General features: G+C 45.5%; 19 protein-coding genes. 11 read left to right on the top strand and 8 right to left on the bottom strand.

The genetic code is table 11. From position 1 onward, the window contains the following. The first annotated feature begins 96 nt into the window (after positions 1 to 96). Entirely contained in the window at positions 97 to 1,122 is a 1,026-nt protein-coding gene (locus tag HUB64_RS05905; RefSeq protein ID WP_028760265.1) for a GGDEF domain-containing protein, read from the top strand. A gap of 105 nt (positions 1,123 to 1,227) precedes the next feature. Here the strand turns inward: HUB64_RS05905 and HUB64_RS05900 are convergent, their stop codons facing one another. The 3 genes from HUB64_RS05900 to pdsO form a co-directional block, all read right to left on the bottom strand. After that, positions 1,228 to 1,935 (bottom strand): class GN sortase, encoded by a 708-nt coding sequence (locus HUB64_RS05900; RefSeq protein WP_168823997.1) that lies wholly within the window; start codon positions 1,933 to 1,935, stop codon positions 1,228 to 1,230. 10 nt (positions 1,936 to 1,945) lie between these two features. Then, entirely contained in the window at positions 1,946 to 4,252 is a 2,307-nt protein-coding gene (locus HUB64_RS05895) for a marine proteobacterial sortase target protein (protein WP_173497889.1), read from the bottom strand. A gap of 87 nt (positions 4,253 to 4,339) precedes the next feature. Then, entirely contained in the window at positions 4,340 to 5,170 is an 831-nt protein-coding gene (gene pdsO, locus HUB64_RS05890) for a sortase-associated OmpA-like protein PdsO (protein ID WP_173496579.1), read from the bottom strand. A gap of 258 nt (positions 5,171 to 5,428) precedes the next feature. On the opposite strand from pdsO, the gene pdsR reads away from it, so the two are divergent. The 3 genes from pdsR (at position 5,429) to HUB64_RS05875 (ending at position 9,803) form a co-directional block, all read left to right on the top strand. Beyond that, a complete protein-coding gene (gene pdsR, locus HUB64_RS05885) occupies positions 5,429 to 6,121 on the top strand; it encodes a proteobacterial dedicated sortase system response regulator (RefSeq protein ID WP_006081337.1) in 693 nt (230 codons plus the stop codon). Positions 6,122 to 6,214: 93 nt separating this feature from the next. Continuing rightward, a complete protein-coding gene (gene pdsS, locus HUB64_RS05880) occupies positions 6,215 to 8,374 on the top strand; it encodes a proteobacterial dedicated sortase system histidine kinase (RefSeq protein WP_028760269.1) in 2,160 nt (719 codons plus the stop codon). A 229-nt stretch (positions 8,375 to 8,603) separates the two neighbouring features. Beyond that, complete coding sequence (locus HUB64_RS05875; protein WP_173496578.1) at positions 8,604 to 9,803, top strand: cystathionine beta-lyase; 1,200 nt, start codon at positions 8,604 to 8,606, stop codon at positions 9,801 to 9,803. A gap of 158 nt (positions 9,804 to 9,961) precedes the next feature. On the opposite strand, the gene HUB64_RS05870 is transcribed toward HUB64_RS05875, so the two are convergent. Both HUB64_RS05870 and yegD read right to left on the bottom strand, forming a co-directional pair. Then, entirely contained in the window at positions 9,962 to 10,450 is a 489-nt protein-coding gene (locus tag HUB64_RS05870; RefSeq protein ID WP_173496577.1) for a CreA family protein, read from the bottom strand. Between the two features lie 45 nt (positions 10,451 to 10,495). Then, positions 10,496 to 11,962 carry a molecular chaperone gene (gene yegD / locus HUB64_RS05865; RefSeq protein WP_173496576.1) on the bottom strand — a complete coding sequence of 489 codons (1,467 nt, stop codon included), beginning with the start codon at positions 11,960 to 11,962 and terminating at the stop codon, positions 10,496 to 10,498. Positions 11,963 to 12,339: 377 nt separating this feature from the next. Here yegD and ppk1 point away from each other — a divergent pair, with 377 nt between their 5' ends. The 6 genes from ppk1 (at position 12,340) to HUB64_RS05835 (ending at position 19,002) form a co-directional block, all read left to right on the top strand. After that, on the top strand, positions 12,340 to 14,511 hold the full coding sequence (gene ppk1 / locus HUB64_RS05860; protein ID WP_028760273.1) for a polyphosphate kinase 1: 2,172 nt from the start codon (positions 12,340 to 12,342) through the stop codon (positions 14,509 to 14,511). A gap of 42 nt (positions 14,512 to 14,553) precedes the next feature. Then, the gene (ppx, locus tag HUB64_RS05855) at positions 14,554 to 16,098 is read left to right on the top strand and encodes an exopolyphosphatase (protein ID WP_173496575.1); all 1,545 of its coding nucleotides are present in this window, start codon (positions 14,554 to 14,556) and stop codon (positions 16,096 to 16,098) included. A gap of 403 nt (positions 16,099 to 16,501) precedes the next feature. After that, positions 16,502 to 16,786, top strand: a complete 285-nt coding sequence (locus HUB64_RS05850; protein ID WP_006081330.1) for a J domain-containing protein — start codon at positions 16,502 to 16,504, stop codon at positions 16,784 to 16,786. A gap of 22 nt (positions 16,787 to 16,808) precedes the next feature. Next, positions 16,809 to 17,336, top strand: a complete 528-nt coding sequence (locus HUB64_RS05845) for a hypothetical protein (RefSeq protein ID WP_173496574.1) — start codon at positions 16,809 to 16,811, stop codon at positions 17,334 to 17,336. Further along, positions 17,336 to 18,094 (top strand): hypothetical protein, encoded by a 759-nt coding sequence (locus tag HUB64_RS05840; RefSeq protein WP_006086363.1) that lies wholly within the window; start codon positions 17,336 to 17,338, stop codon positions 18,092 to 18,094. Before HUB64_RS05845 ends, HUB64_RS05840 begins: the two co-directional genes overlap by 1 nt. A gap of 11 nt (positions 18,095 to 18,105) precedes the next feature. Continuing rightward, positions 18,106 to 19,002, top strand: a complete 897-nt coding sequence (locus HUB64_RS05835; protein WP_106650299.1) for a hypothetical protein — start codon at positions 18,106 to 18,108, stop codon at positions 19,000 to 19,002. Positions 19,003 to 19,202: 200 nt separating this feature from the next. On the opposite strand, the gene HUB64_RS05830 is transcribed toward HUB64_RS05835, so the two are convergent. The 3 genes from HUB64_RS05830 to HUB64_RS05820 form a co-directional block, all read right to left on the bottom strand. Further along, on the bottom strand, positions 19,203 to 19,595 hold the full coding sequence (locus tag HUB64_RS05830; protein WP_173496573.1) for a DUF6678 family protein: 393 nt from the start codon (positions 19,593 to 19,595) through the stop codon (positions 19,203 to 19,205). 441 nt (positions 19,596 to 20,036) lie between these two features. Then, complete coding sequence (ltrA, locus tag HUB64_RS05825) at positions 20,037 to 21,509, bottom strand: group II intron reverse transcriptase/maturase (RefSeq protein ID WP_173496572.1); 1,473 nt, start codon at positions 21,507 to 21,509, stop codon at positions 20,037 to 20,039. Positions 21,510 to 22,455: 946 nt separating this feature from the next. Continuing rightward, the gene (locus HUB64_RS05820; protein ID WP_028760279.1) at positions 22,456 to 23,772 is read right to left on the bottom strand and encodes a hemolysin family protein; all 1,317 of its coding nucleotides are present in this window, start codon (positions 23,770 to 23,772) and stop codon (positions 22,456 to 22,458) included. Between the two features lie 744 nt (positions 23,773 to 24,516). Here HUB64_RS05820 and HUB64_RS05815 point away from each other — a divergent pair. Then, a complete protein-coding gene (locus HUB64_RS05815) occupies positions 24,517 to 24,759 on the top strand; it encodes a thioredoxin family protein (RefSeq protein WP_168823976.1) in 243 nt (80 codons plus the stop codon). The last annotated feature ends 510 nt before the right edge of the window (positions 24,760 to 25,269 follow it).

Below are 25,269 nucleotides of genomic sequence, written 5' to 3'. Positions count from 1 at the left end.
CGATATTTTTGTCGTTGACCTAAACCTGACTGCAACAGAATAAAAAATAGCGAAATTTTAAAATATCCGTGTATTTTCATTGAGTAAGGTAACAATATGTCGCTAGAGTTATTACAAGCCGCTGCACTGAACCTCAAAAAAGCAGTGCCTCTGATGCTCAAACATAAAATTCCGACCACCCCCGTTAACTATGCGCTTTGGTACACTTATGTTGGTGAACAAAATCCGGAGTTAAATCAACAACTCGATACTGTTATTGCCCAATACAATACTTGCCCTCCTGTCAGTAGCGAAATCTTGTATCGCCAATATGTTGCCGACCCAGTTGAACTCGATGTCAGAGAAATGCGCCAAAATCTGGATGCTATGGTGACTGAGCTTTCCCAATCACTCAAAGATACCAATCTAGATGCCAATGACTTCCAGTCCCGTATCGAAAGTAATTTTGAAAAGCTCAACCGCATCGAAGACGAAGGCTTTAGCGTCGAACAAGTACTCGATCTGGTCCGCAGCTTAGTGAAAGAGTCGGACAATATTCGCTCGAGCACAGAGTTCTTTACCGGTCAGCTGCAGAAGGCTCAAACCGAAATAGACGCACTAAAGAAAAAACTTGAACAAACAGAAAAAGACGTTCTCTACGATGCACTGACGGGCTGCTTTAATCGCCGCGCCTTTGACACTGATTTTGCAGGAATGATAGCCCAAGCCCCCTTAGGCACTTGTGTGATCTTAGCCGATATCGACCATTTTAAAGTGTTTAACGACACCTATGGCCACCAGCTCGGCGACCAAGTGTTACGCGCCGTGGCGAAACGACTACAGGAATCCTGCCGCGATGGCACGAAACTGTATCGGTTTGGCGGTGAAGAATTTGCGATTATTGTCCCTAAAAGTCAGCTACGTATCGCAAGGCAACTGGCCGAAGCTATGCGCCGTGGACTCGAAAAACTCAGTTTAAAAGACAGACGCAAAGATGAACGCATCAATAATATCAGTGCTTCCTTTGGCGTCGCCCAATGGCAAGAAAAACAAACGGGTATGCAATTGATTGAAGCGGCAGACAAATTACTTTATGAAGCCAAACGCTTAGGACGAAATCGTGTGCTGCCTATCAGTAACTGATGGTTATAACTTAGCCTGAAGCCGATAATTCAGCTTCAGGCTAAGATGATTAACAAAGGAGTATTTTTTTGAAAGCTATATGAAGGATTTAAATTCGATTTCAGATTAATGTTTGAAACTGCGAGAAACAGTTCCAATATTCCCTTGCACGCCACTCCCTATTGAAACGGATACATTCGTACCGAGTGTTTCCATCGACTCATTTTCGACGGGTATCGCCTGCACCACAAACCGCAGTTCAGCACCACCTTGAAGTGAATCGAAGGGATAACACGTAATTAACGTTAAGCGATTATCATCGGATGGCGCCATAAATTGAGTTTCTGTTTCATGTACGACCTGAGTCGCCACCACTTCATAAATAATGTGATTGCCTTTAAGCGTTTGTAACGATAATCGACGCCCCACCGCCATGCCATTAAGTATCGCAAAATGCGTGTCCCTGTGGCCGGCAATCACAGTATTGCCTTTTTGCCCCGCTGGCGCACTGGACAACACCAGACTCGGACCAAAGGCCAAATTTCGCCCAGAAGCCCCCGCAAGAACATATAAACTGTCATTAAGCTCTGCTTCAATATTGTTGCTCGCCGCCACTTGTTCACGATGAATAGACAGCTTTGCCACGGGATAAGTATCCGCCCATGACCAAGGCTTATGGGATTGACCATCAGCCAAGGTTTTAGTCCACGCCTGTTCAATCAAATACTGGGCAAAGTGTGCTTTAGCTTGCATATAGAGTCCCTTTCCTAACAATGTTGCGCCAATTAAAAATAATCCCACCACTAAAAATCGCTGTGTTCTGCTTTTGCTCATCGCGCTTAACTCATCGTTCACTGGTAAGTGCCACCAAGGCCGCCTTCTCTTCCCGTCTTTGTCGAAGAATCGATCCCGTAAGAATCAAAGCGAGTAGCAAGGTCAGCGCACCTAATAACATATCCAAACGGCTTGACGTCGCGGTTTGCGGCAAGGCGCCAAAAGGTTGCCAACCTAAGGGCAAGTGCTGACGAACCACGGCATCACGGCTCATTGCAGTTGAATCAATTGGGGTTAAGTCCACCGCCACTAAGCTGGTATAGGCGCTGACTAAGTGATAATTCATTGATAAGGCTGTCACTTGCTGTTTGACCTTGTCATCATTCGCGCCATTTTTACTCAACTCCAATGCACCAATCTGTTTACGCGCCCACAGCAAATCTAAACCCGCACCTTGATGGGTCATCAATCCTGCGGAGTTGTCCTGCAGCGAGAGCGACTGTTGCCAGTTTTGATGCCCTTGGCGTCCTGAAATCACTAACTCCTGTGGCTCACGGGCGCTGCGCTTTAAACTCACGAGCACAGGCTCACCGCGGTACAGATCAGCAATCGGTGATGGCCAGTAATCGGGCACACTGCCATCATCAAAACGCACTTGAATATCGGTTAACACTGGATATTGAATTTTGCTGAGTAAGGCGCTGATCTTCTCATCGACTTCATCCACTTTGCCAATATAGGTAAAAGTGCCACGACCGAGTTCAGCCGCCCTTTGCATAAAGTGAGAATTAGGCGCCGAACCTATACCGACAGTAAATAGTCGGCTTTCACCTATTTGATAGCGGATCAAGTCAAATAATGCTTGTTCATTGCCCACAGAGCCGTCGGTCATAAAGATCACTTGGCGCAAAGGCTGCGTTGCATCAAGCGATACACTGCCCAAGGATTTTGGCAAGGCAGCATCCAGTGCTAACGCCATTTCAGTGCCACCATCGGCCTGTAAACGGCTCACAAACTGACGGGCCCGTGACAAATTCGACGAAGTCGCCGGCAATGGCACTGCAGAGAACTGAGACAAACTGGAGTTAAATTCGATAATGTTAAAACTGTCCTCCGGCTTCAGTCCTTTTAACGCGTATAACAGTGCATTTTTAGCTTGAACGATAGAATCCCCCGCCATAGAGCCCGAAGTATCAATCACTAAAATTAATTCACGGGGCAAACTCGGCTGAGTACTCTTTTCAACCTTAGGAGGCAACACCATGACGAGACTGTAATTATCATCATTTACGCCGCTGGTTTTACTTGTCTCAAGTGTATCCTGAGACAGATTTTCGCCATCGAGCTTATGGGTTTTACCTTGCTGATTAAACACCCAAGCCATTGGGCTCGTGCCCTGCTGTACTCGCCATTGCAGCACAAAATCACGATTAGCGGGCACACGTTGCGCCAGCGATACATCGACCGCGCCGCTGTTGTCTTGCTTGAGTTTGATGTCATGGTAAGGACTCTCAATGGACTCTTTATCAACCCCCTTTGAGAGTAAAACTTGAATGTCTGCCTTCAGCACAGGATCGCGTCCACTGGCACCGTCCCGCACTGGTGCCACAATCCGGTCAGCATCAAACACCTGCGAACTTGTCACTCGGCTTGATTGTCGCACCTGTGCCATAGGATCATGTGAGTCGCTAGCACTTGAATCCGATGTTAATCCCGGAATATAACGGGGCGCGACCACCAGCGGAAAACGTAAACTAAACAAACCATCTTCATATTTAATGGTCTCCTGATAGCTGATTTCTACAATCAGCTCCTCTTGAGGTGCTAGGTTTGCGACTTCGGTCGTAAACATATTAGGCCGCTCTTGGCTCACTAAGCTGGCACGTTTACCTTCAGCTTTCGCTTGCTCAAAAATCTGCTTGGCATCGGCCTTAGGATGAATTTGCCCTTCGATCACTCTCTGGCCTATATGTAATTGCAACGAATCCACCGCAGCCTCATTGGGCAGCGGGAACAAATATTGCCCATTCAACACAAATTCAGTGTTGTTGCGAAAAACCTGTTTCACGCTCACGCGATTACTTAAGCCAGAGACTTGCATCGACACTTGTGTATCGAGCGGCAAAGATGGCACCCAAGCACCGCTCGGCTGACGATAAAGCAACAGCCCCTGCGTAATATCGTCGTAATTAATGATGTGTGACTCTGTGTTATGTTGCCCGACCAATGCCGAAGCCATATTCTGTGGCGCAGACAATGTGCCGGTACTATTCGGCGAAGCTAATGCCACAAAGGGCAAACCCCAACACACGGCGGCACTGATCAGCAATACAGCTACCGCTTCACTCACTTCTTTTACCCTTTTCCCTGTGATCATCACAAAGGCTTCCTCTATTAACAAATATGAACTGATGTTGGTTGTCGTTAATATGAACGACATAAAATGGACTGCTTAAATTGACCGCTAGTCAGCAGCATGACTTGCAGTCAAGGCCAAATGAGGCTGTAGTGTTAATGTCACGCGGCGGTCGAACACATCCGATTCTCTGTCTTGGTCGGCTTGCAAAGGCGATAAAGCGCCAAAGGCTTGAGTGGTCATACGCTCGGCAGTGACGCCTTGCTTAATCAGGTAGCCACGCACCTCCAGTAGACGCTGCTCAGAAAGGGCTTGGTTGTAACTCTCATCACCACGGCGGTCGGCATAACCCTTCAGCTCAAGATTGAGTTCTGGTGACAAATTCATCACCTCAGCCACATCATCTAATTGGGGCAAAAAATGCGATTCAACCTCAGAGGAACCGGTACGAAACTGTACGCTAAGCCCCAAGGCGAGTTCACTGAGCAATTGACGTTGCGCTGACAGCAACTCATCCAGCTCTTGCTGCGCCTTGGTATATTCGCTCGCCCGTTTTTCAGCGGCTTGCTGTTTTACACTCCACTCGGATAACTGGGACTCTTGCAAATGGATCTGTCTTTGCTGAACGTGCAGAGTGTCTGTATCGCTGACCGATTTGCCAATTAAGGTGCCTGTGAACGCACCAATAATCGCCCCCACTGGACCACCGACTAACGCCCCTACTAAGGCTCCACCACCGAGGCCAATTAAGGCTTCTGGTTGTTCGTCCTCGCTTGCGTATTCGTCATCCATCGCGATACCGCTAACATAGGCATCATTTTCTAGGGTGAGGTCTTGTCCTATCACTTGGTTTTGAAGTGAAACCCGCGCTGACACACTGGCTACAGGTGTGCTTAATAAACTCAAAACCAATAGATTAATTAGTGTCTTTTTCATCATCTCATTCCTTTTTGATTATTAGCTGAGCTTGGACTCGTACCTGAAGCAATCCACTCAACACCACATCAGGTCAAACGGGTACAAAACTGAATGGGGCTATTAAACACAAGTGGAATGGCATGAGCAGGGATGGAAAATGGCAATACAACTATCAATTGTGGCAACAAAATGGCAATTGCATTTGTGGCCTTTTTTCTCGGGTAAAATCCTGTATAGTCACGAAAACTTACTCCCCCAAGTCAATAGGAATACGGCTCTATGAAGCGTATCGCCATAGTGGAAGATGAAGCGGCCATTCGCGAGAATTACAAGGACGTGCTGCAACAACACGGTTACAGCGTGCAAACCTACGCCGACAGACCATCGGCCATGCTAGCCTTTAATACCCGTTTACCGGATTTAGCCATTATCGACATCGGCTTAGGTAATGAAATTGACGGCGGCTTTATGCTATGTCAGTCATTGCGCGCCATGTCGAGCACGCTGCCGATCATCTTTTTAACCGCCCGTGACAGTGACTTTGATACTGTGTGTGGCCTGCGTTTAGGCGCCGATGATTACTTGAGTAAAGAAGTGAGTTTTCCCCATTTAACCGCACGCTTAGCCGCATTATTTCGACGATCTGAACTTGCGGCCAGCCAAACGGCGCAGGAAAACCTGCTCGAACGTGGCCCGCTGACCATTGATGCCAACCGCATGCAAGTCTATTGGAACCAGTTACCAATCGAACTTACTGTGACCGAATTTTGGATGGTGCATGCGTTAGCCAAACATCCAGGCCATGTACGCAGTCGCCATGAATTAATGCAAGAGGCTAAAATCTTTGTCGATGACAGCACTATCACCTCCCATGTGAAACGTATTCGCAAAAAGTTTATCGCTACCGCGCCAGAGTTTGATTGTATTGATACTGTCTATGGTATGGGTTATCGCTGGGACAGCTTGGCCTGATCTATGGCTTAACCAACCTTTAAGCGCGCGGCGTTGAACCAGATAACCTTGGATGAATGAACTTTTAAACCCATTAATGCTGATCCCTAACTTATGACACGTTTCCCCTTTGGTCTACGCACTAAAGTCATCGGCCTTAGCCTGTTCTTGCTCTGCCTACCTTGGCTGGGGTACCAATATGTGTGGGAAATGGAAAAGTATCTTCGCCACGGCCAAGAACGCACCTTAGAAGGCACTACTCAAGCACTGGCCACCGCGCTGCACGAGCGGCCGAAATTGTTCGATGGGCAAGCGAGTTTTTTAAAGCAAGTAGAAAAAAGCCGCGATCTATACGCCTATCCACTGGCGGGGGCGATTCTACTCGACGGCAAACTCAACGAATGGCAGGAATATCAGCACAGATTTATCCAATACGGTGAGGCGCACCAAATTATGCGTGCCGATCCGAACGCTCCCCTGACCTTAAGCTTTACCCACATGGTCGGCCAATACGATGGTTATCTGTATGCTTTTTTTCAAGTCATTGATCCAACAGTGGTACTGCGGGGTAAAAATGCCCTAAGTGTCGATAGAAACGACCATCTCTCGATTGCAACACTCGCGCCCGACAATAAATTCAAACGCTATATCGTTGCCACGACTCAACCCGGCTGGATCAGCGCCTTCGAATTACCCGCTAATCCTAAGCAAACTGTGCCTGTTACACCTGAGGTACGTATCCAAGGACAATGGGCAACGACAGATGTGGGCTACAATGTCGAGCTGCGTATTCCCTTAGACATGGTCGGCAGCAAACTCGGATTTGCCATTGCCGATGTCAACGACAGCAAATACCGTGATGTCGCTGCAGTTGTCGGCACCTCGGCCTTAGATACGGTCGACAATCTCGGCACTGTGCTGGTACCATCACCGGAAATTGAAAGTATTATCAAAGGCATGAGCCACTATAGCTCACGTATTTGGGTGGTCGATAAACACGGTCGCGTACTGGCAAAATCCGGCGACATTCGCGCGAATGACAGTGTATGGACCCGCACCTTAGAAGATGAAAAGAGCACCGCGCTGTGGGATACCTTCAAGCGTGATTATCTGCATCCGCTGTACTATAAAATTCTCACTAAACCGCCCAAAGACTTTATTGATTCCTTACAAGATTCCACTGAGCTTGACGGCAGTCATATCCAAAAAGCCCTCGCGGGTCAGCAAAGTTCGACTTGGCGGTTAACCCCAGACAACAAAGCTGTGGTACTCGCCGCCGCGAGCCCCATTTGGATTGATAACAATGTGATGGGTGCCGTCGTCGCCGAAGAAACCACCCACGGAATTCGAACCCTACGCAACCGAGCGCTGGAAAAACTCTTTAACGTGATTTTGACCATAATGAGTATGGGCACCTTGGCGCTGTTCTTCTTCGCCTCGAGTATTTCTAACCGCATTCGTAAATTGCGAGATGAAGCCGAAAATGCCATCGACAGCCAAGGCCGTGTGCGTAATCACCTCAAACCGTCGAAGGCTCGGGATGAAATTGGCGATCTGTCCCGTAGCTTCTCTAGCATTGTGGGGCGACTGGGTCAGTACACTCACTATCTAGAAAACATGTCGTCGCGCCTGTCCCATGAGTTACGTACGCCCGTGGCTGTGGTGCGTTCATCCCTTGAGCATTTAAACCTGCAGACCTTAGATAAAGACACGCAAAAATATGTCGACCGCGCCCAAGAAGGTGTCAGCCGCTTAAGCATGATTTTAAACAACATGAGCGAGGCAACACGCTTAGAGCAGAGTTTAACGCAGGCCGATATCACTAAGTTCCCACTCTCACAAGTGGTCAGCGGTTGTATGCAAGGTTATCAAATGACCTATCCAGAACAAGGTTTTAGTGTGAAAGTGCCCGAGCAACCACTGATGATGCAAGGTGTGCCAGAATATATCGCCCAGTTAATGGACAAACTTATCGCCAACGCCATTGAGTTTTGCCATAAAGACAGTGCTATCGAAGTCACACTCACCCAAGTGGGTAAGCAAGCAACTCTGCTTATCAGTAACTTAGGGCCTGAACTGCCCATTGATATGTCGGAGCAGATTTTCGATTCCATGGTGTCGGTACGGATTAATCAAGCCCAAGATAAACCCCACCTAGGCTTAGGTCTGTATATCGCGCGATTGGTCGCCGAGTTCCACCAAGGACAAATCCTTGCCCGTAATCGCAGCGAACATAATGGTGTAGATATCCTTGTTACCTTACCTTTAAATTAAGAACATACGGGCTTTAAGTTAAGCGTGTTACAGCTTTTAAGCCCTGCGTCATAATCTCAACAGCTAAAATACAGGAGGCCAATAACATGAGCCAAACTCATCACGCGCCTCCTGTCATTTATGCGGGTAGATGCTAAGATGACCGCCATAACAATCGATAAGAAACGCCAATTATTCTCCCAAATTGTTCAACCTCTTCGTTCAACCTAAATGCCAAGGTAATGATCCAATGACAGATAAACATCATCAAGCCACCCAAATCGTCAGCTTAGGTCGAGACAAAAAATGGACCAAAGGCGTGATCAATCCGCCCGTCTTTCGCGCTTCGACTATCGTCTTCGAAACCATGGATGAAATGCGCCACGCCGCGAAAAATAAAACCAATGGCGAGATGTTTTATGGCCGCCGTGGCACCCCAACCCATTTTGCCTTTCAGGCCGCGATTGCCGAACTAGAAGGTGGCGTCGGTACGGCGCTGTATCCTTCTGGCGCTGCGGCGATCAGTGCGGCGCTACTGTCATTTTTAAAAACGGGCGATCACCTGTTAATGGTTGATAGCGTGTATGAGCCAACGCGGGATCTGTGCACCCATATTCTCGGCGGTTTTGGTATCGAAACCACTTATTACGATCCGCTGATTGGCGCAGGCATTCGCGACCTCATTCGCCCCAATACTAAGGTTCTGTTTTTAGAGTCTCCGGGCTCCATCACCATGGAAGTGCAAGATGTACCGACCTTGTGCCGCATCGCCCACGAACATGGGTTGATCACTATGCTGGACAACACTTGGGCCTCGCCCATCAATAGCAAACCCTTTGAAATGGGTGTAGATATCTCAATTCAAGCGGCGACCAAATATATCGTCGGTCACTCGGATGTGATGATAGGCACGGCCACGGCCAACGAAAAATACTGGCCACAATTACGTGAACACAGCTATTTGATGGGACAAACCACATCGCCAGACGATGTGTACCTTGCTGCCCGCGGCCTACGTACCTTAGGCGTGCGTATGGCGCAACATGAAAAAAATGCCCTGCAAGTGGCCAACTGGTTGAAAACCCGGCCAGAAGTCGATCATCTGCGTCACCCCGCGTTCGAGACATGCCCTGGGCACGAATTCTTTAAACGCGACTTTAGTGCCTCCAACGGCTTGTTCTCCTTTATCTTAAAACAGGGCGATGGCGATGCGGTCACCGCACTGGTTGAAAATATGAGTCACTTTAAGATGGGCTTTTCTTGGGGCGGCTACGAGAGTTTAATCCTCGGCATTTTCGGTATTGAAAAAATCCGCTCAGCAACTCAATGGGATGCGAGCAAACCTTTGATCCGTTTACATATTGGTTTAGAAGATCCCGCTGATTTAATCGCCGATCTCAGTGCTGGGTTTGAACGTTTTAACGCTGTATTGGCGGCCAAAGCTAAGTAACGATATTTAATGTGCTAAGTGCTAGCAGAATATATAAAAAAGGGGCGGAATAAATATTCTGCCCCTTCTCTTATCGATACTGATACAAATACGAATTTTTATTGCAATATCATTATGCTTATCGCAAATAAATCGCTAAACCATAAACTCTACAGCGATTAATTCGCTTTCGCTCCAATACTTAATGCAGGATCGACCCAAGCCGCAGAGCCATAAAGCGGCACTGTTGAGAGCGCATGTTTATGGCTACCATTGGTCTCTTTCGTCGAATAGGACAAATACAACAGAGTCTGATTTTGCGCATCATAAATTCGGCGCACTTTTAATGACTTAAATAAAATACTCAGGGATTCGGTGAAAATCACTTCGCCGTGTTTTCCCATGTCTATCTTCGCCAGATCGGCCGCAGTAATTGGCCCAGTTTGACGGCAACTGATCCCCATATCGGACGGATCAGCAAAATCTAAATTGGCTTCGATACGACTGATATGGCAAGTCACCCCAGGTATTTTAGGATCGTTTTTAGCATCAATAATCACATCTTTAGTGGTAAAAAGCCCTAAGCTCACCTTACCCACATCGTCACCACAACCCGCAAGCAATAAACCTACAGAGGCCGCAAACGCACACTTCAACAGAGTTTTCATTCATACATCCTTTTACATTAGTGCTGATATGCTAGCGCTTATATATTAATGCGTAGCGAATAGCTTTTGTGCCCAGCGGGTTAATCCTGCTGTCACAGAACCAAAGTGATCGCCGACCACGACCGGAATATCGGGATAAATACCAGCGATTTTCGCATAAATCGCAGGGCTTCGTGCCGTACCCCCCGTCACGTAAATCACATCGGGTTTGCACTCTGCTTCAGCGGATAAATCCTCTGTTGCTGAGCGGTTTACCGCGACATTTGTTGCAGCCAAAGTTTTTGCAGCTTGCGTGAGCGCTTGGTGCATCAGGGCTTCCACTTTCGTCAGTGACGGCTCAATGGCATTTTCAAACAATTCACGACTCACACCCGCGTACAGCGCCACTTCGATAAAATCCAGATTAACATCAGTATTATCGGTATCTGACAGTGCAATTTTCGCACGCTCGGCTTGGCGAACCAGTTGATAGCTTAACTGCTGCTGTTGCACCTTTAACAATCGCTTCAGTAACTGTGGCTGCTCGGCTTCTTTAACCAATTCATCAATCAATTTACGGCTACTTAAGGTACTGAATTCTCGCTGGGCGCTAATATCATTCACTGCGACCGCATTCCAAAATGTTTTACTGGGCATAGGTTTACCATTGATCATCAAGGAACCTAAACCAAAGTGCGGCATAAAGGCATTCATTGCAAGGGCGATATCGAGATCGTTACCGCCGATCCGCTGGCCGCTGTGACCGAGGAAATCTTCACTGCGATCCGCTTTTTGTTTATGGGCGGGTCCCATTTTGACCACAGAGCAGTCCGTTGTACCGCCGCCGACGTCGACGACCAATACCGTTTTGTTGTCGGTCAAGGTCGCTTCATAATCCATCCCCGCCGCTAACGGCTCGAACAGAAAATCAACGTCGATGAAACCCGCGCGTTTTGCCGCTAAGGTCAAAATGGCTTCGGCCTGACGGTTACTCTCTTCTCCGCCTATGCCTTGAAAGTTCACCGGACGACCAATAATCGCATGGGTGATCATCGCAGTGCTACCCTGTTTAATAAGGTCCTTTTCAACTAACACAGATTCGGCGCGCACTTTAATGTGCTGCATCATCAAGGTAACAATATCTTCAAACAGGGCCACTTGTTCGGGTCTAAGTCCTGTCGCGCCTAAAAAGGATTTTGGCGAACGGACATAGAATCCCTCCTCCGGCATCTCTAAATACGCGCTTACCGCCTGCTCGCCAACAAATACAGCCTGAACATCGGCATCGAGATCTAACTCATGACGCACCATACGGGCACGACTCAATTGCGCGGCGCGCTTTTTGGCGTAATCGGCTTTCAATTCAGTGGGAAGACCACGATAAACCGCCTCGGCGATCAGTTCCCTGTCCATCGCGTATAAGGTCGAAGGCAAATAAGCTGATTGCTCTGATAACGCCAATAACTGCACACCATCATCCAGCATGATCCCTACTGCGCAGTTAGCACTACCATAATCAAATCCAACAAACATACCTTTATACTCCCGCGATAAAAAAGCCGAGCAAGATAACATAGTTTGCGATAATGCCCAAGGAGTTAACACTGACGGATTTATTCTCCAGTAAGCCACGCTTGCACAGTTTCTCAAGGCTTAAATCGCAGTGACGCGAACAGAGTTTAAGCTCAATCCAAGATGATCATCATAAGGTCATATTTCTGTCACACTCGTCATCAAGTTGACATATTTCCCTCGTATCTTTATCCCAGATAAATCCCAGACTGATTTTGGCGTGTACGCAATATTTATCATTGAAATTCCTTCACTTGTCGGCAGTAAATCTGATTGCACAACGGCGGATGAATGCTATTGTATATTGCGCCATGACGCTTGCTTAAAGGAGCTGTGCAGTGTCCCCGAATACCGATAAACTTTCGATTGATAAAGAACTCTCTTGGTTGTCTTTTAATGAGCGGGTATTGCAAGAAGCCTGCGATCACAATGTTCCCTTAGTGGAGCGAGTGCGCTTTTTAGGGATATTTTCCAATAACATGGATGAGTTTTTTAGGGTGCGTGTGGCTGCGGTCAGACGCTCCATTTTGCTGTCATCCCTGCAGGAAGGTCGCAGTAATAGCCGCCATTTAATGGCCAAGATCCAATCGAAAGTGATGGCATTGCAAGAAAGGTTCGATGGCATATACACGGATTTAATGCGCGAACTTGTACGTCGTAATATTTTGTTAATCAATGAGAAACAATTAAGCGAGTTCCACAGCGACTGGCTGAAAAAGCATTTTAGAGACCATTTCAAACGCCATATCGCGCCGCTTATGGTCAATAATAATCGCGATCTGATCAAGCAAATCAACGACGACGCCACCTATTTGTGTGTGTGTTTGTTCACTAAAGCTCGCCGCCAATACGCCTTAGTCGAAGTGCCGACTAAAAATGTACCGCGGTTTATCGAACTCCCAGCCGAAAAGAGTAAAGCGAAAAAATATCTGATTTTATTAGATAACATTATTCGCCACTGCGTCGATGAACTCTTTGGCCCCTTCTTCGAGTACGATGCTATCGAAGTGTATTCGATGAAGTTAACCCGCGATGCCGATTTTGATATCACTGACGAGCTTGAACAAACCCAGCTTGAGAAAATGACCAAGGGATTGAAAAAACGTCTTACCGCCGAGCCTGTACGCTTAGTGTACGACAAAGAAATGCCTGAACACATGTTGGTGATGCTCAAAGAAAACCTGAACATCAGCTCGACCGAATGTTTGATCCCAGGCGGGCGTTACCACAGCTTTAAAGACTTTATCGCCTTCCCCAACCCGAGCCGCGACTACCTCGAAAACGAAAAACTACCGGCGCTCAATAGTGCAGGTTTTGGCCGCAGTGCCAACAGTTTCGATGCAATTCGGATGGGCGATATCATGCTCAATTATCCGTACCATAAGTTTTCCCACTTTACCGAAATGGTACGCCAAGCGGCATACGATCCGGCGGTGCGCTTTATTCGAATTAATTTATATCGAGTGGCGAAAAAATCCCATGTGATGCAATCGCTTATCGATGCAGTGAAAAACGGCAAACAAGTCACCGCCGTAATTGAACTCAGGGCCAGATTCGATGAGCAATCCAACATCGAATGGACCCGCATCTTGGCCGAAGCGGGCGTCAAAGTTCACCACGGTATCACCAGCTTAAAAGTGCATTCCAAGTTGTGTTTAATTGGCCGCGAAGAACAAGGGGAAATCAAACTTTATTGTCACGTCGGCTCAGGCAACTTTAACGAAGGCACGGCGCGGGTCTACACTGACTTGTCGCTGTTCACCGCCAATCAAGAAATTGCCCGTGAAGTGGAGCAAGTGTTTGACTTAATTGAGCATCCGTATCGCCGCGATAACTTCCAGCATTTAATCGTGTCGCCCTACGATGCCAGACAAAAACTGAGTCACTTGATTGATAATGAAATCGTCAATGCCCAAAGCCATATGAAGGCGGCGATTACCTTAAAACTAAATAACTTACTCGATGAATCCTTAGTACAAAAGCTCTATGAAGCCTCGGCGGCTGGGGTCAAAATCAAGTTACTTATTCGCGGCATGTGTTCGCTTATCCCGCAAATTCCGGGGATCAGCGACAACATCGAAGTCTATAGTATCGTCGACCGATTCCTCGAACACTCGCGGGTGATGCTGTTCCACGCGGGTGGAGAGAACAAACTCTTTATCTGCTCCGCCGACTGGATGAGCCGCAACATAGATAATCGCGTCGAAGTGAGTGTGCCGATTTATGATCTGCGCCTAAAACAGATGATAATGGATATTTTATCCTTACAGTTCAATGACAACACTAAAGCACGTGTCATCAACAAGGAACAAAGTAATCCTTATCGGAATCGCGGTAACAAACGAAAAGTGCGTTCTCAAATTGCCATTTATCAATATCTGATTAATTATGAGAAGCGCCAACTGCAAGAATTTAATGCCTTACGTATGTCCACCCATGAGGGTGACGCTGAGCGAGAAGTGAAAACTCAGCCTGACATAACACCTGAGTTACGGGCCAAAGCCAGCTAATCGCTGGCTTTATATCGCTTTGATTGCCTAGGGATAATCCGATTGGTAACCACATATTCGCACACACAGTCACACGCTACGCCCAGCAATGTACTCGCAAACTCTAAATCGCGCCACTTTGTCGCCATCGATATGGGGTCGAACAGTTTTCATCTGGTCATTGCCCGCGAGCAAGATGGCAGTTTGCAGATTTTACATAAAGAAAAACAACAGGTTCAGCTCGCCACTGGGCTCAATGCGCAAAATATTCTCGACAATGATGCCATAGAACGTGGACTCAATTGCCTACGGGATTTTAACCAACGATTTTCCAATCTCGACCAAGCGCAAGTAAGATTAGTCGCCACCCACACTCTGAGAATCGCCAAAAACCGCGATCAGTTTATCGAGGCTGCACTCGCCATCATGCCCTATCCGGTGGAGGTCATTTCGGGCCATGAAGAAGCGCGTTTGATTTATAACGGTATTGCCCAAAGCCAAGTGCTAGGGAAAAGTAATTTAGTCATCGACATCGGTGGCGGATCTACCGAAGTGGTGATCGGCCAGAAAAATACCCCAACTCAGTTATCTAGCCTGCGCTGCGGTTGTGTGAGTTTTAATGAGCGTTTCTTTATTGATGGGCTCATCACCCCAGCCTCATTTCGCGATGCCCAAAGTGCGGCCGATAAGCAGTTCGCGTCGCTCTCAAAGGAATATTTCGCGGGTGGCTGGGAACTCACCTTGGGTAGCTCAGGCACAGTAAAAGCCATCTGCGAAGCAATTCAAGAAGAGCACGGCGATGAAACCATCACGCTGCCACGACTCAAACAGCTCAAAATCAAGTTAATCAAATGTGGCCATATTAGCCAAATCCAATTTGCCAACGTCGATGATAAACGCATTCCCTTAGTGCCCGCCGGACTTGCCATTTTGATCAGCTTTTTTAGGCGCTTACCGATTCAAAAACTTGAGTTTAGCCCAGGAGCACTGCGTGAAGGCGTACTCTATGAACTGGCAAAGATTGGTCAATATCAGGATATTCGCCACCGCACCGTCGACAGTATTGCCCAGCTTTATCATATCGATATGGCCCACGCGGCTAAGGTACGCGACACTGCTATGGCCTTGTTTGAACAGGTCGCCGATGAATGGCAATTAAGGCCCCATGCGCGCTTGCTTGCCTATAGCGCGACTTTACATGAAATCGGATTACACATTAATTCAAAATCCCTGCACAAACACGGCGGTTACATTATCAGTAACAGTGACTTACCTGGGTTTAGCGAAGCATTACAGCTGGATTTAGCGCGACTTATCACCAACCACAGAAAAAAGCCTAACGAATTAATGCTCGCTGAACTCGATCCCAACCATAAGCTCACGCTCAATCGCCTACTCAGCCTGCTTAGGCTCGCTGTCTTGCTCAATCTTGGCCGTATCGCTAAGACGCTGACCTTAGATCATATTAAAGTGATCCCCGATGGACTCATGCTAGTACTACCAAGCCATAAGCGGAAAATCAGCTTGTTTATGAAAGATTTACAGCGAGAACAAAAACAAATGCTCACACTTGGAATGAACCTGCGTTTAGTGTCTAGTCTGACTTAGCGGTTACGGCGTTAGCTCAGCCTAACGTGGCCGAGGCGAGTGTGGGTTAGCTCTGTGTGAGTGTATTTAGCGAAGGATTCGGCACTGTTCGGCGCTAAAATATTGCCCTTAATCGAGGGCCATTATCTCGCCTAAAACAAGGTTAAGTTAGCTGTCAATCTGGCTAGGTAACCGGATTTCAACAGCATAGCGGTAGACTTAATCCATGCGCCACAACAGATTAAAGTTTAAAGGATTTTTAACCCTTCACTAAAGCACAAATTCCTGCTCGCGCGTTTGCCGCTGAGTGGGAATTTCTGCTATCATCCACGGCTGACTAATCATAATTCCACGAATTTAAAGATAATCAGAGTCAAACCCTTTTTATCTCGCGATATCAGCCCCATCGCCTGCAGGTACAAGTATGATTAACCACTTTAGTGTGCTTGGTATAAAACCCAGTGCCAAAGAAGACGACATTAAAAAAGCCTATCGACGGCTGTCAAACAAATATCATCCCGACAAGTTGTTAGGCGCCTCGGAAGAGGAAAAGCAGCAAGCCGCCGTACAACTTGAACGCGTTAAAAATGCTTATGATGTGTTGTCCGATCCTAAGCGACGTAACGCGTTTATCAAAGATTTCAATAACGTCATAGTGACCGATCCCGCGAGCGCTATGCGCGAGCTGTGGGATCAATTTTATCCTTGAGCGTTTTCTAGAGTAGTGTCAAATGGTCAAAAAACTGAATATCTCACGCATTAATGAGCTAAAAAATAATGCCTACGACAATATCGAGTCCTACGACGATCCCGATACACCTAAAGCGCTAGAGCAATTTACTAGCCAAATCAAAAAGGTGTTAGAAGCCGATCCTAAGATGCTCGAGACTGTGCCTGAGTACCTGCCTGTCGCGCTTTACGGTCGAATTAAGTTTCCCGCCGAAGCCAAACTCAAGTGGGCACATTGGATAAACACGGCAACTCAACCCGAGTGGGATGAGTTTAAAGTCACGATTGGCTTTAACAATGCTGATTTACCTTTAGTGTTAGCCGTGCGTGGTTACTCGGAAACCTTACTAATTGAAAGCTGCGCCGTGCTGTATTTACTTGAAACTCAAGGTAAAGCAACGCCAGCAGCAAAACATCACGACGATGAAGATGATGACAACGATTATGTTGGCACCTCAGATAACGACGACGATGATGAAGGCGAAGAGGAAGATGGCTACTACGATCACTACGATGATGAGGACCGCTAATGAACACTAGTCTCATTGAGATTACCGTCGCCGAAATTAAAGAGTTGGCGGACGTAGAGCCAAAGCAAGCGAGCAAACGCTTTGAAATCATTGCAAATACCATGAGCGACGAGCAATTAGTCGAAGTTATCGAACACATGGATATCGTCACGCTGACGCAAATCAACAGTCACCATGATATCTCTTGTCCTTCGATCATGTCTGAACTCATGACCCCGGAACAAATTCGCGACATCGTCTGTCAGCAACCTTTGTACTGGGAAGAAAAAATCAAAAACAATGCCGAAGAACTTATTCAGCATACCTTTGATTTTTTGACCTATTTAATTCGCATTCAAGATAGCGAAGAAAAGCAAACTGCGATTCTAGAATGTATCGCCGAAGATCCTGCGGGCCTCTTCTACCTGTCGATCCCTTTCATCGAAATGATGTTAGGCGAAAAGCATGAAGATGAAGACGGCTACACAGATCTCTATGATGACGAAGAAGACACTGAAACCATCGGCTACGACAGCCGCGTCGCCAGTGAAGATGCACACAGCCTCAGCATAGACGACCCACGCAGCCTAATGGCCTTGATCCACGAGCTCGCGCCCGATGTTGAAAAAGCCATTAAGAGTCTGCTGCGTAACGAAAGCTCAGGTTGGGAAATGATCATCAGCAAGTTTGTCAACGAGCTGGTTATTCAAGCCAAAGAGAAAAACCAAGTGACGGATGAATACGCTGAAGTCGATGATATGTTTAGCTTTTTGGATTAAGGAATTATTTGATGCAACTGGTACTGCGTGATGTAGATCAAGGACCCTACCTGAGCAAGGTATTGATCCAAGGCCAAGCAGACGAAACGCTGAGCGGTGAACAGCTGTCACAAATCAAATCCAAAGCCATTTTGATGAGCCTCAAACTGGCCGATAAGTTTTACAACAAGTACAAAATGCACCTGCTCGAACAAGCAGCGCACGATGTCATTGGTGTGGTGAGTCTTGGTTTGATGGAGTTATCAAACCAGAATCCGCAGCAGGCAATACGCCTGTTGATCACCGCCGATGGCGTAGTCAAATGCTTTCAAAAAGGCTGGAGCATGCTCAGCACTGTCAGCAAGCACAAACTCGTCAACGGCAAGTCACTGTACGGCGATGTCGACAAGTTCTTGCTTGAACAAGTGTCTAGCCCGCCAGATGCAGAAGAATGGTTAGGCTATGAAGCCTATCAAGATGCCCTGCTTGAGCATCAACGCCAACAGTCAATTGCGGCCCTATTGGCACAGTTTTACGCGCAATCGAGCTATGATCCGCTAGATTTTCTCAATCTAGAGAGTGTATTAGCCGAAGCGGTACTGTATCGATTGTTGTTTGATGGCGCCAAAGTCAGACAGGATTTGAAAAAGCGTATCGGCAAAATCACCTTAAAAGAGGAATGGTTTACCCGTGAGCATATCGAATTGGAAACCCAGAAAGCGTTAGCAGAATTACCCGCAGAACTCGCTGAAACCATCAGTAAAGATCTCGGTAAAAACTTTGCCCCCGCCCTACTGCGTACCCTGCACTTTGCGAAAAGCTACCGCGAACTATTACTCAGCGATGCTTCACCCGAACGCTTAGAAAGATTCGAACACAAGGAAGGTCTCGTCGGCCTCCTCGGCTGGCCACTCTACATAGTACTTTGATCGGTCCTTTAATCAGTACTGTGCTCAGTAGGTTAACGAGTGCTTGAGTCGCTTTAAAATGAGTGCTTTATTGAAAAATAAAGCACTTTTTTAATGTCTTTTGTCTCTATGCTCAATCCCAACAATCAGTATTGACGTCTCAGTTTTGAGTGGTTTAGCTTGAAAAAAAATAAGTGACTTACAGAGATATAACTCTTCAGTTAAATAAATTCTGGAGATTCATCCCTCCTCAGATAACCCCAAATCCGAAACATACCATTTTCTATTGAATAAGGAATTGAATATTGGGTTAATTGTGCGCTTACAACATCAGAAAAGTCCGTCACTCGATCCGCCACTAATCGGCCTAGCCATTCTCTTTTGAATGGGTCAATTTCTAACCACTCAATGGTTTCTGCTATTTCAAGTAACTCGTGCCACCACACGGCAGTAAAATCTGCATTAGGGTTTTCATCATAAATCAATTTGTAGCGCACATAGGGAATAAAGTCTTCAGATCCATTTAATGCCTTTTCAAGCTCGCACCACTTTGTTTTATTCATTACAGACGAAAGCTGACGCTCGTTTACATACTTTAAAACTTCAGAATTCATTTTTTAGTGTCTCAAGCGACTAAGTGAAAAACTAAATGATATAGCTTTAATAGATATATTTTACCAATAAAAACTAATTAAAATGACAGATAAAATGATGGGCAATAAATTAGGCCATCCATTTTAAACCGTGGAGCGCTTATTGGTTTGACCTACTCATATAAGCTTGCCATCGTATTTGCTCGTCGACAGGGTGAATAGAAGCCTAGGGATTCTAAGTTTATGAACGAGAGCCATGGAGGGCGAACGGTCGTATCGCAAATCACCACGGCTCACCTTTCGAGCATTCGCGTAACCTGTAGGTTTAAAAGGCATACGCAACATACTTTTGTCGGATAGACGGCATCTGTTACCAAGTGCCGCCCTCCTAAGAACCGTACGTGCAACTTTCACTGCATACGGCTCAAGCCTCCACTAAGGCGTGTTCTGTTACCCAGCACCCTACATAGCAGCTAAGACAGGATCGAACCAAGAGTTTCGACCTTCCTTTGCCTGTTTCCGCTTACTTAAGTAAGCTTCGTATTCGGGGTCGTAAGGTATGGCTGCGCTCCTGATTTTCACATGTCTCTTTATCAACGTTTGAGCTATCTGAACCAGATTAAAATGGCAGTCCATGTTGGCGATTTTCTGCCAACCGTGAAATTGCCATCCTCCTATGCGATTCATATAGTATTTACGCCTCACCCAGTCCTTACTTTTAGTTGGATGACGCCTAACGGCCCAACGCCATAACAACCAGAAAAGTTGATGCCCTACATAACCGAAAACTTGCTTTGCAACACTGTGGCGATAATAGTTCGCCCATCCTCTCAGTTTCGGATTCAATATTTTGATTAAATCGTTAACGGGGATTGTTGGATGTTTTCTGATGAATTCACGTAGATTACTCAAAAATGATAGAACGTTGCTCTTGCTCGGCTTAATGAGCAGTTTGCCGTTGTACTTCCTGATATTGAATCCCAGAAAGTCAAACCCATCATCGATATGAGTTATGTGCGTTTTCTCATCAGAGAGTGTTAAGCCTCTTTCCTGTAGAAAACCAATTAGTTGCGGCTTGATTTCATTAACGAGCACTTCCTTCGAAGAACCTGTGATAACAAAATCGTCTGCATATCCGATAAAGTTGACCCTATTACCTGTTTTACAGGCAATAGACTTAACCAATTGTTCTAACCCAGCCAGCGTGAGCAACATCAGCGTTGGGGAGATTATCCCGCCTTGCGGTGTTCCTTCTGCTGTTTTGTAGAACAATCCTTTATCAACATAACCACATCCAAGCCATTGTTTCAGCATTCGCTTATCTAATTGAATGTTGTCGATGAGCCATTGATGACCTATCTTATCGAAACAAGCTTTGATGTCACCCTCAAGAACCCATTGGCTAGAGCGCTTCATACATAAACATTTGAAGCACTGTGCAATTGCATCTGCTGCGCTTCGGTTAGGTCGAAAGCCATAGCTATTGAGGTCGGCCACCGTTTCCGAAATAGGCTCCAAGGTGAGAAGATGAAGCGCTTGCTGCGCTCTATCTATCATGCAGGGTATGCCTAAAGGTCTGAGTTTGCCGTTTTTCTTGGGGATGTAGATACGCCTGAGCGGTTTGGCATGATAGCCTTTCCGGCTCAGTTGATTCACCGCAGTCATACAACGAGCATCACTATTCCAAATAATGCCGTCGATCCCTGGTGTTTTGCTGCCTTTATTTTGAGAAACTCTTTTAACAGCAAGCAATTTTGCTGATGTAGAGTGGGTTAATATCCACTGCAATGCTTTCGCCTTGCTGTGTTTACCTTCTCGGGTTGCTTTTGCAATGCGCATTTGAAGCTTTAATACATGTTGCTTAACCGCCTTCCAGTTAATGGATTGCCATTGAGCATTGTCAGGAGGTGCACTAACTTCGTTTGAAGCCATCATTTGCGTTTCTCCTTGAATAAAGTTCTTCAAATCATCTTGCAACGGGAGACCAGCTAGAAGTCAGCTCGCTTTCGCGCCAGATAGAAGTCTGTATCCGCATCATTACAATGCGGCATTCGCTTTTTCTAGCCTCCTTTACCTGCATGACTATCGGCAGTCTTCGCAGACCGCTTTCCCAAGGGGAGCAATACAGGCTTACCCTGTTCCGTATGTCGCGCAACGTCAGGTTAGATGCCCACTATAGTGCGGAGAGTTATTTGATCACGAAAGAGCACTGTCCAATCTCTTTCCAACTCTCGTGCCTTTTGGCCACAGCGTATTAACCACTTCCGCTGTTTCACGTATAACGCACCTTATATGGATTCACTTACGTTCATCATACTGACACCCTAGCACTTACCCGATTGTGGTTATCAGGAAGAACGTCCTCTCACGATTCTGTTCCCATTCGGCATAAAGCCAAATATCGTTACATTGTCAGACTCGCTGCTTTATTCAGAGTCTTAGGGTCATCTGGTGATACAGATGGTTCACTCTTATCGCTGTGAACAGCGCTTCATACGACCTCAGGTCGCACGGACAAAACCTTGTTAGATAATTCACTCTGCTTAGTCAGATTCGGATTAGCTATTAGTAACGTCTCTGTTGACTGTAAACTAATCAACTCTCGATATTACTATTCGGAATAGGCATAAAAGGAAGATGAATCAATTCTATAAAGATTTGATTTATCTCAAGGGAAAAAAGCGCCCCAGAATAGCTGCAAACGGGGCATTGGGGATAGCGTGAATCAGTCTGATGTAGAGTGATTCACGGGCACGATTTTTAGTTAAACAACCATGAGGAAATCTATGGCTAATGCTCGACTCACCGAACAGATTTAGTTGGTCGCTCTTTAGACGTGTTTTTTGCACTAAAGCTGACAACTACTATGCTTTTGAATTTATCAATCAACAAATATAGATTCTTCTGAAGAATCAACATCAGGTAACATTTGAGCAAGGACTTTATCAACCCTTTTACCGTCCATATCCATAATTTCGAGTCGCCAACCAGCAACTTCAACAATATCTGTGGTTTGAGGTATTTTCCCTAATTCATACATTAAAAATCCATTTAGCGTTTGATAACGCCCATCCTCTTCATTTGGCAATTGCTTTATACCTAAAGCGTCTTTTAGGTCAAAAATAGGGATTAGACCATCTAGTAATAATGAGCCATCTTCCCTTTTTATCACCATCTGATCATTCACATCTTCCTGAAAAAACTCACCAGTCAGTGCATCCATCATATCTTGAAGCGTTACCAGCCCTTTCAAATCACCATATTCATCAACAACAAACACCATCTGCGAGCCTGTAGTACGAAAATGCTCAAGTAGCTCCATTCCAGATAAGCTGTTGGGTACAAAGTTACAATTCTTAACGAGATCCACCAGTTCTAAACGTTCACCCGCGATAGACTGTGAAAGGAGTTGTTTAGCTGAAATAATACCCACCATATCATCAACATTGTTACGACAAACAGGAAATCGTGAGTGAGGAGACTGCATAACAGTTCGCAGATTTGCATCAAGAGGCAGGTTTAAGTCGAGAAATACAATATCAGACCGTGGCACCATCAAAGAAGAAATAGTACGTTCATCTAATCGAAAAACATTTTTGACCATCGCATGTTCATTGTGCTCAATCACCCCTGCAGATGAACCTTCCTGCAACATTGCCTGAATATCTTCCTGAGTCACATTGTCGTCAAGTCTATGCGAAAATCCCATTAGACGCATAAGAGCATGAGTTGAACCGGATAACATCCATACAAATGGTTTGGTTGCTATTGCTAGAAATACCATTGGTTTAGCCATTAGACAGGCAATACTTTCCGCACTGACTTGACCAATTCGCTTGGGAACTAACTCACCAATGACAATTGACACATAAGTGACAATGATAACCACTAGAACGGTTGAAAAGATGTTGGTTAAATCTGGACTTAGACCAAAAGTCTGAAGCCAAAGTGACAAAGGTTCGGCGAGGATGGATTCACCAAATATTCCGTTTAAGATCCCTATTGATGTTATGCCTATCTGCACAGTTGACAAGAATTGCGTTGGATCTTCTGCCAGTTTGAGTGCTGCTTTAGCAGTGCTGCTACCGCCATGAGCAAGGGCAGTTAGCCGTGACTTGCGAGCAGTCACAATGGCGATTTCCGACATAGCAAATAAGCCATTTAACACAATCAAACCAATAAGAATAAAAATTTCCATAGTCGTGGCTCTGGGTTCCGCTTTAAGTTGAACAAGAAAAAATGAATAGACAATTGATACTGAAACTCAATGAGCTCAGCTAAATATCGAAAGATAGCTTAGATACAACTCATGAAATAATCTTCTTAAAAAACAAAAGAATATAACGAAAGGACCTTTCCCAGAACGGGCTTGGGGTATGATTTGAAATTCTCAGAACAAACCATCTACTACCTGCTATCAACTTTTTGATTAGCCGTGTATTTGATTGTGTAGATACTTGTCTTAACTCATTGAAATAAATGGAAAGACAATGCTTATTGATAATGGCTGCAACAAATGAAGTTACAGCGTATCGTCGGTGAGGGTCCATAATCCTACATAAAAAAGTGATTGTAATTCGCATATTAAACGAAAAGAGAGAGTTGTAAAGTATTAGTAATTAACATAATTAGTACGAATACTTAAGCTCTGATATTAAAAAATTATAGCTTAAGTGTATGAGTAGTGAAGACTACTTAGGTCATCAGTTGTATGGAGCACTTACGTTTTTACCTTACTTAAGCACACTAAGGTTAACAAAAATTTAAGAAAAACACCTAAATTTTAATGAAGCTCTAGTTGATTAGAATAAAACCAAAAGGCATAGTGCGCACATAGATTTTAACCGTTATCACATTGAAGTGAATTTTTGCAAAGTGTCCTTATCCTATCTCCAATAACTGTGGCACTGAGTGAATGATCCATTTTGTGAGAGTGTAAAAAATGCTATACATAAAAGTTTTGGGCAATGGATGCACAAAATGCACAAGTACAGCAGCGTTAATCACTACTATCGCGACTAATCGTGGCATCAGTATTAACTTGATTATGGAGTCAAATCCAGAAGTGATGATGGACTATAGAGTGGTGAGCTCACCAGCGGTTGTTATTAACGAAAGATTAATGCATTGGGGCTCTACTCCCCAACCATACATGGTTGAATCATGGCTAAACATTTTGCGCTGAATTGTTGCATTATCACTGCTCAATAAATCAACAGATTACTTTCTTGTTTTACCGTCACCTCAGATCCCAATTAACGTTCTATACATATAGAAAAAAAGAAAAATCACACATTATTATTTGTTGATTTGTTGCCTTATTTTTCCAAAATAGCTGTAAGCACAACAATACTCATTAACAAAGGCCGGTCAATTATCCAAGCTTGATACGACGAGTCTACTGGTTTCAATTAAGAATGGAGCAGAAGTGCTTTAACCCAAAGCTAACGCCAAATACTAGATTTTGCTCCCGAGAATCACTTCAAAGTCTGATCAACTGTAACGATTTATGAAATCCCTGATGGTCAGGCATTACTTTTTGGTAGTCATTACTTTTTGGTAGTCATTACTTTATGTATCTCAAATTATCAGACAACAAATGGCTGAACTTCAAGCTGTGGTAAACTTTGTGGCAATAGCTTTTTAGCTAAACGAACAGCAGAAGGGTTAGTTAAAATTGGCATTGTTGCACCTG

The sequence above is a fragment of the Shewanella sp. ISTPL2 genome, from assembly GCF_013283205.1.
Classification (GTDB): Bacteria; Pseudomonadota; Gammaproteobacteria; order Enterobacterales; family Shewanellaceae; genus Shewanella; species Shewanella oncorhynchi.
The sequence above is the reverse complement of the archived record's forward strand: the minus strand, read 5'-3'. Positions and strand labels throughout refer to the sequence as shown.

Coding starts and splice junctions, on each gene's coding strand:
- HUB64_RS05905 (WP_028760265.1), top strand. CDS start 97: ATGTCGCTAGAGTTATTACAAGCCGCTGCACTGAACCTCAAAAAAGCA.
- HUB64_RS05900 (WP_168823997.1), bottom strand. CDS start 1,935: ATGAGCAAAAGCAGAACACAGCGATTTTTAGTGGTGGGATTATTTTTA.
- HUB64_RS05895 (WP_173497889.1), bottom strand. CDS start 4,252: ATGATCACAGGGAAAAGGGTAAAAGAAGTGAGTGAAGCGGTAGCTGTA.
- pdsO (WP_173496579.1), bottom strand. CDS start 5,170: ATGATGAAAAAGACACTAATTAATCTATTGGTTTTGAGTTTATTAAGC.
- pdsR (WP_006081337.1), top strand. CDS start 5,429: ATGAAGCGTATCGCCATAGTGGAAGATGAAGCGGCCATTCGCGAGAAT.
- pdsS (WP_028760269.1), top strand. CDS start 6,215: ATGACACGTTTCCCCTTTGGTCTACGCACTAAAGTCATCGGCCTTAGC.
- HUB64_RS05875 (WP_173496578.1), top strand. CDS start 8,604: ATGACAGATAAACATCATCAAGCCACCCAAATCGTCAGCTTAGGTCGA.
- HUB64_RS05870 (WP_173496577.1), bottom strand. CDS start 10,450: ATGAAAACTCTGTTGAAGTGTGCGTTTGCGGCCTCTGTAGGTTTATTG.
- yegD (WP_173496576.1), bottom strand. CDS start 11,962: ATGTTTGTTGGATTTGATTATGGTAGTGCTAACTGCGCAGTAGGGATC.
- HUB64_RS05850 (WP_006081330.1), top strand. CDS start 16,502: ATGATTAACCACTTTAGTGTGCTTGGTATAAAACCCAGTGCCAAAGAA.
- HUB64_RS05845 (WP_173496574.1), top strand. CDS start 16,809: ATGGTCAAAAAACTGAATATCTCACGCATTAATGAGCTAAAAAATAAT.
- HUB64_RS05840 (WP_006086363.1), top strand. CDS start 17,336: ATGAACACTAGTCTCATTGAGATTACCGTCGCCGAAATTAAAGAGTTG.
- HUB64_RS05835 (WP_106650299.1), top strand. CDS start 18,106: ATGCAACTGGTACTGCGTGATGTAGATCAAGGACCCTACCTGAGCAAG.
- HUB64_RS05830 (WP_173496573.1), bottom strand. CDS start 19,595: ATGAATTCTGAAGTTTTAAAGTATGTAAACGAGCGTCAGCTTTCGTCT.
- ltrA (WP_173496572.1), bottom strand. CDS start 21,509: ATGATGGCTTCAAACGAAGTTAGTGCACCTCCTGACAATGCTCAATGG.
- HUB64_RS05820 (WP_028760279.1), bottom strand. CDS start 23,772: ATGGAAATTTTTATTCTTATTGGTTTGATTGTGTTAAATGGCTTATTT.
- HUB64_RS05815 (WP_168823976.1), top strand. CDS start 24,517: ATGCTATACATAAAAGTTTTGGGCAATGGATGCACAAAATGCACAAGT.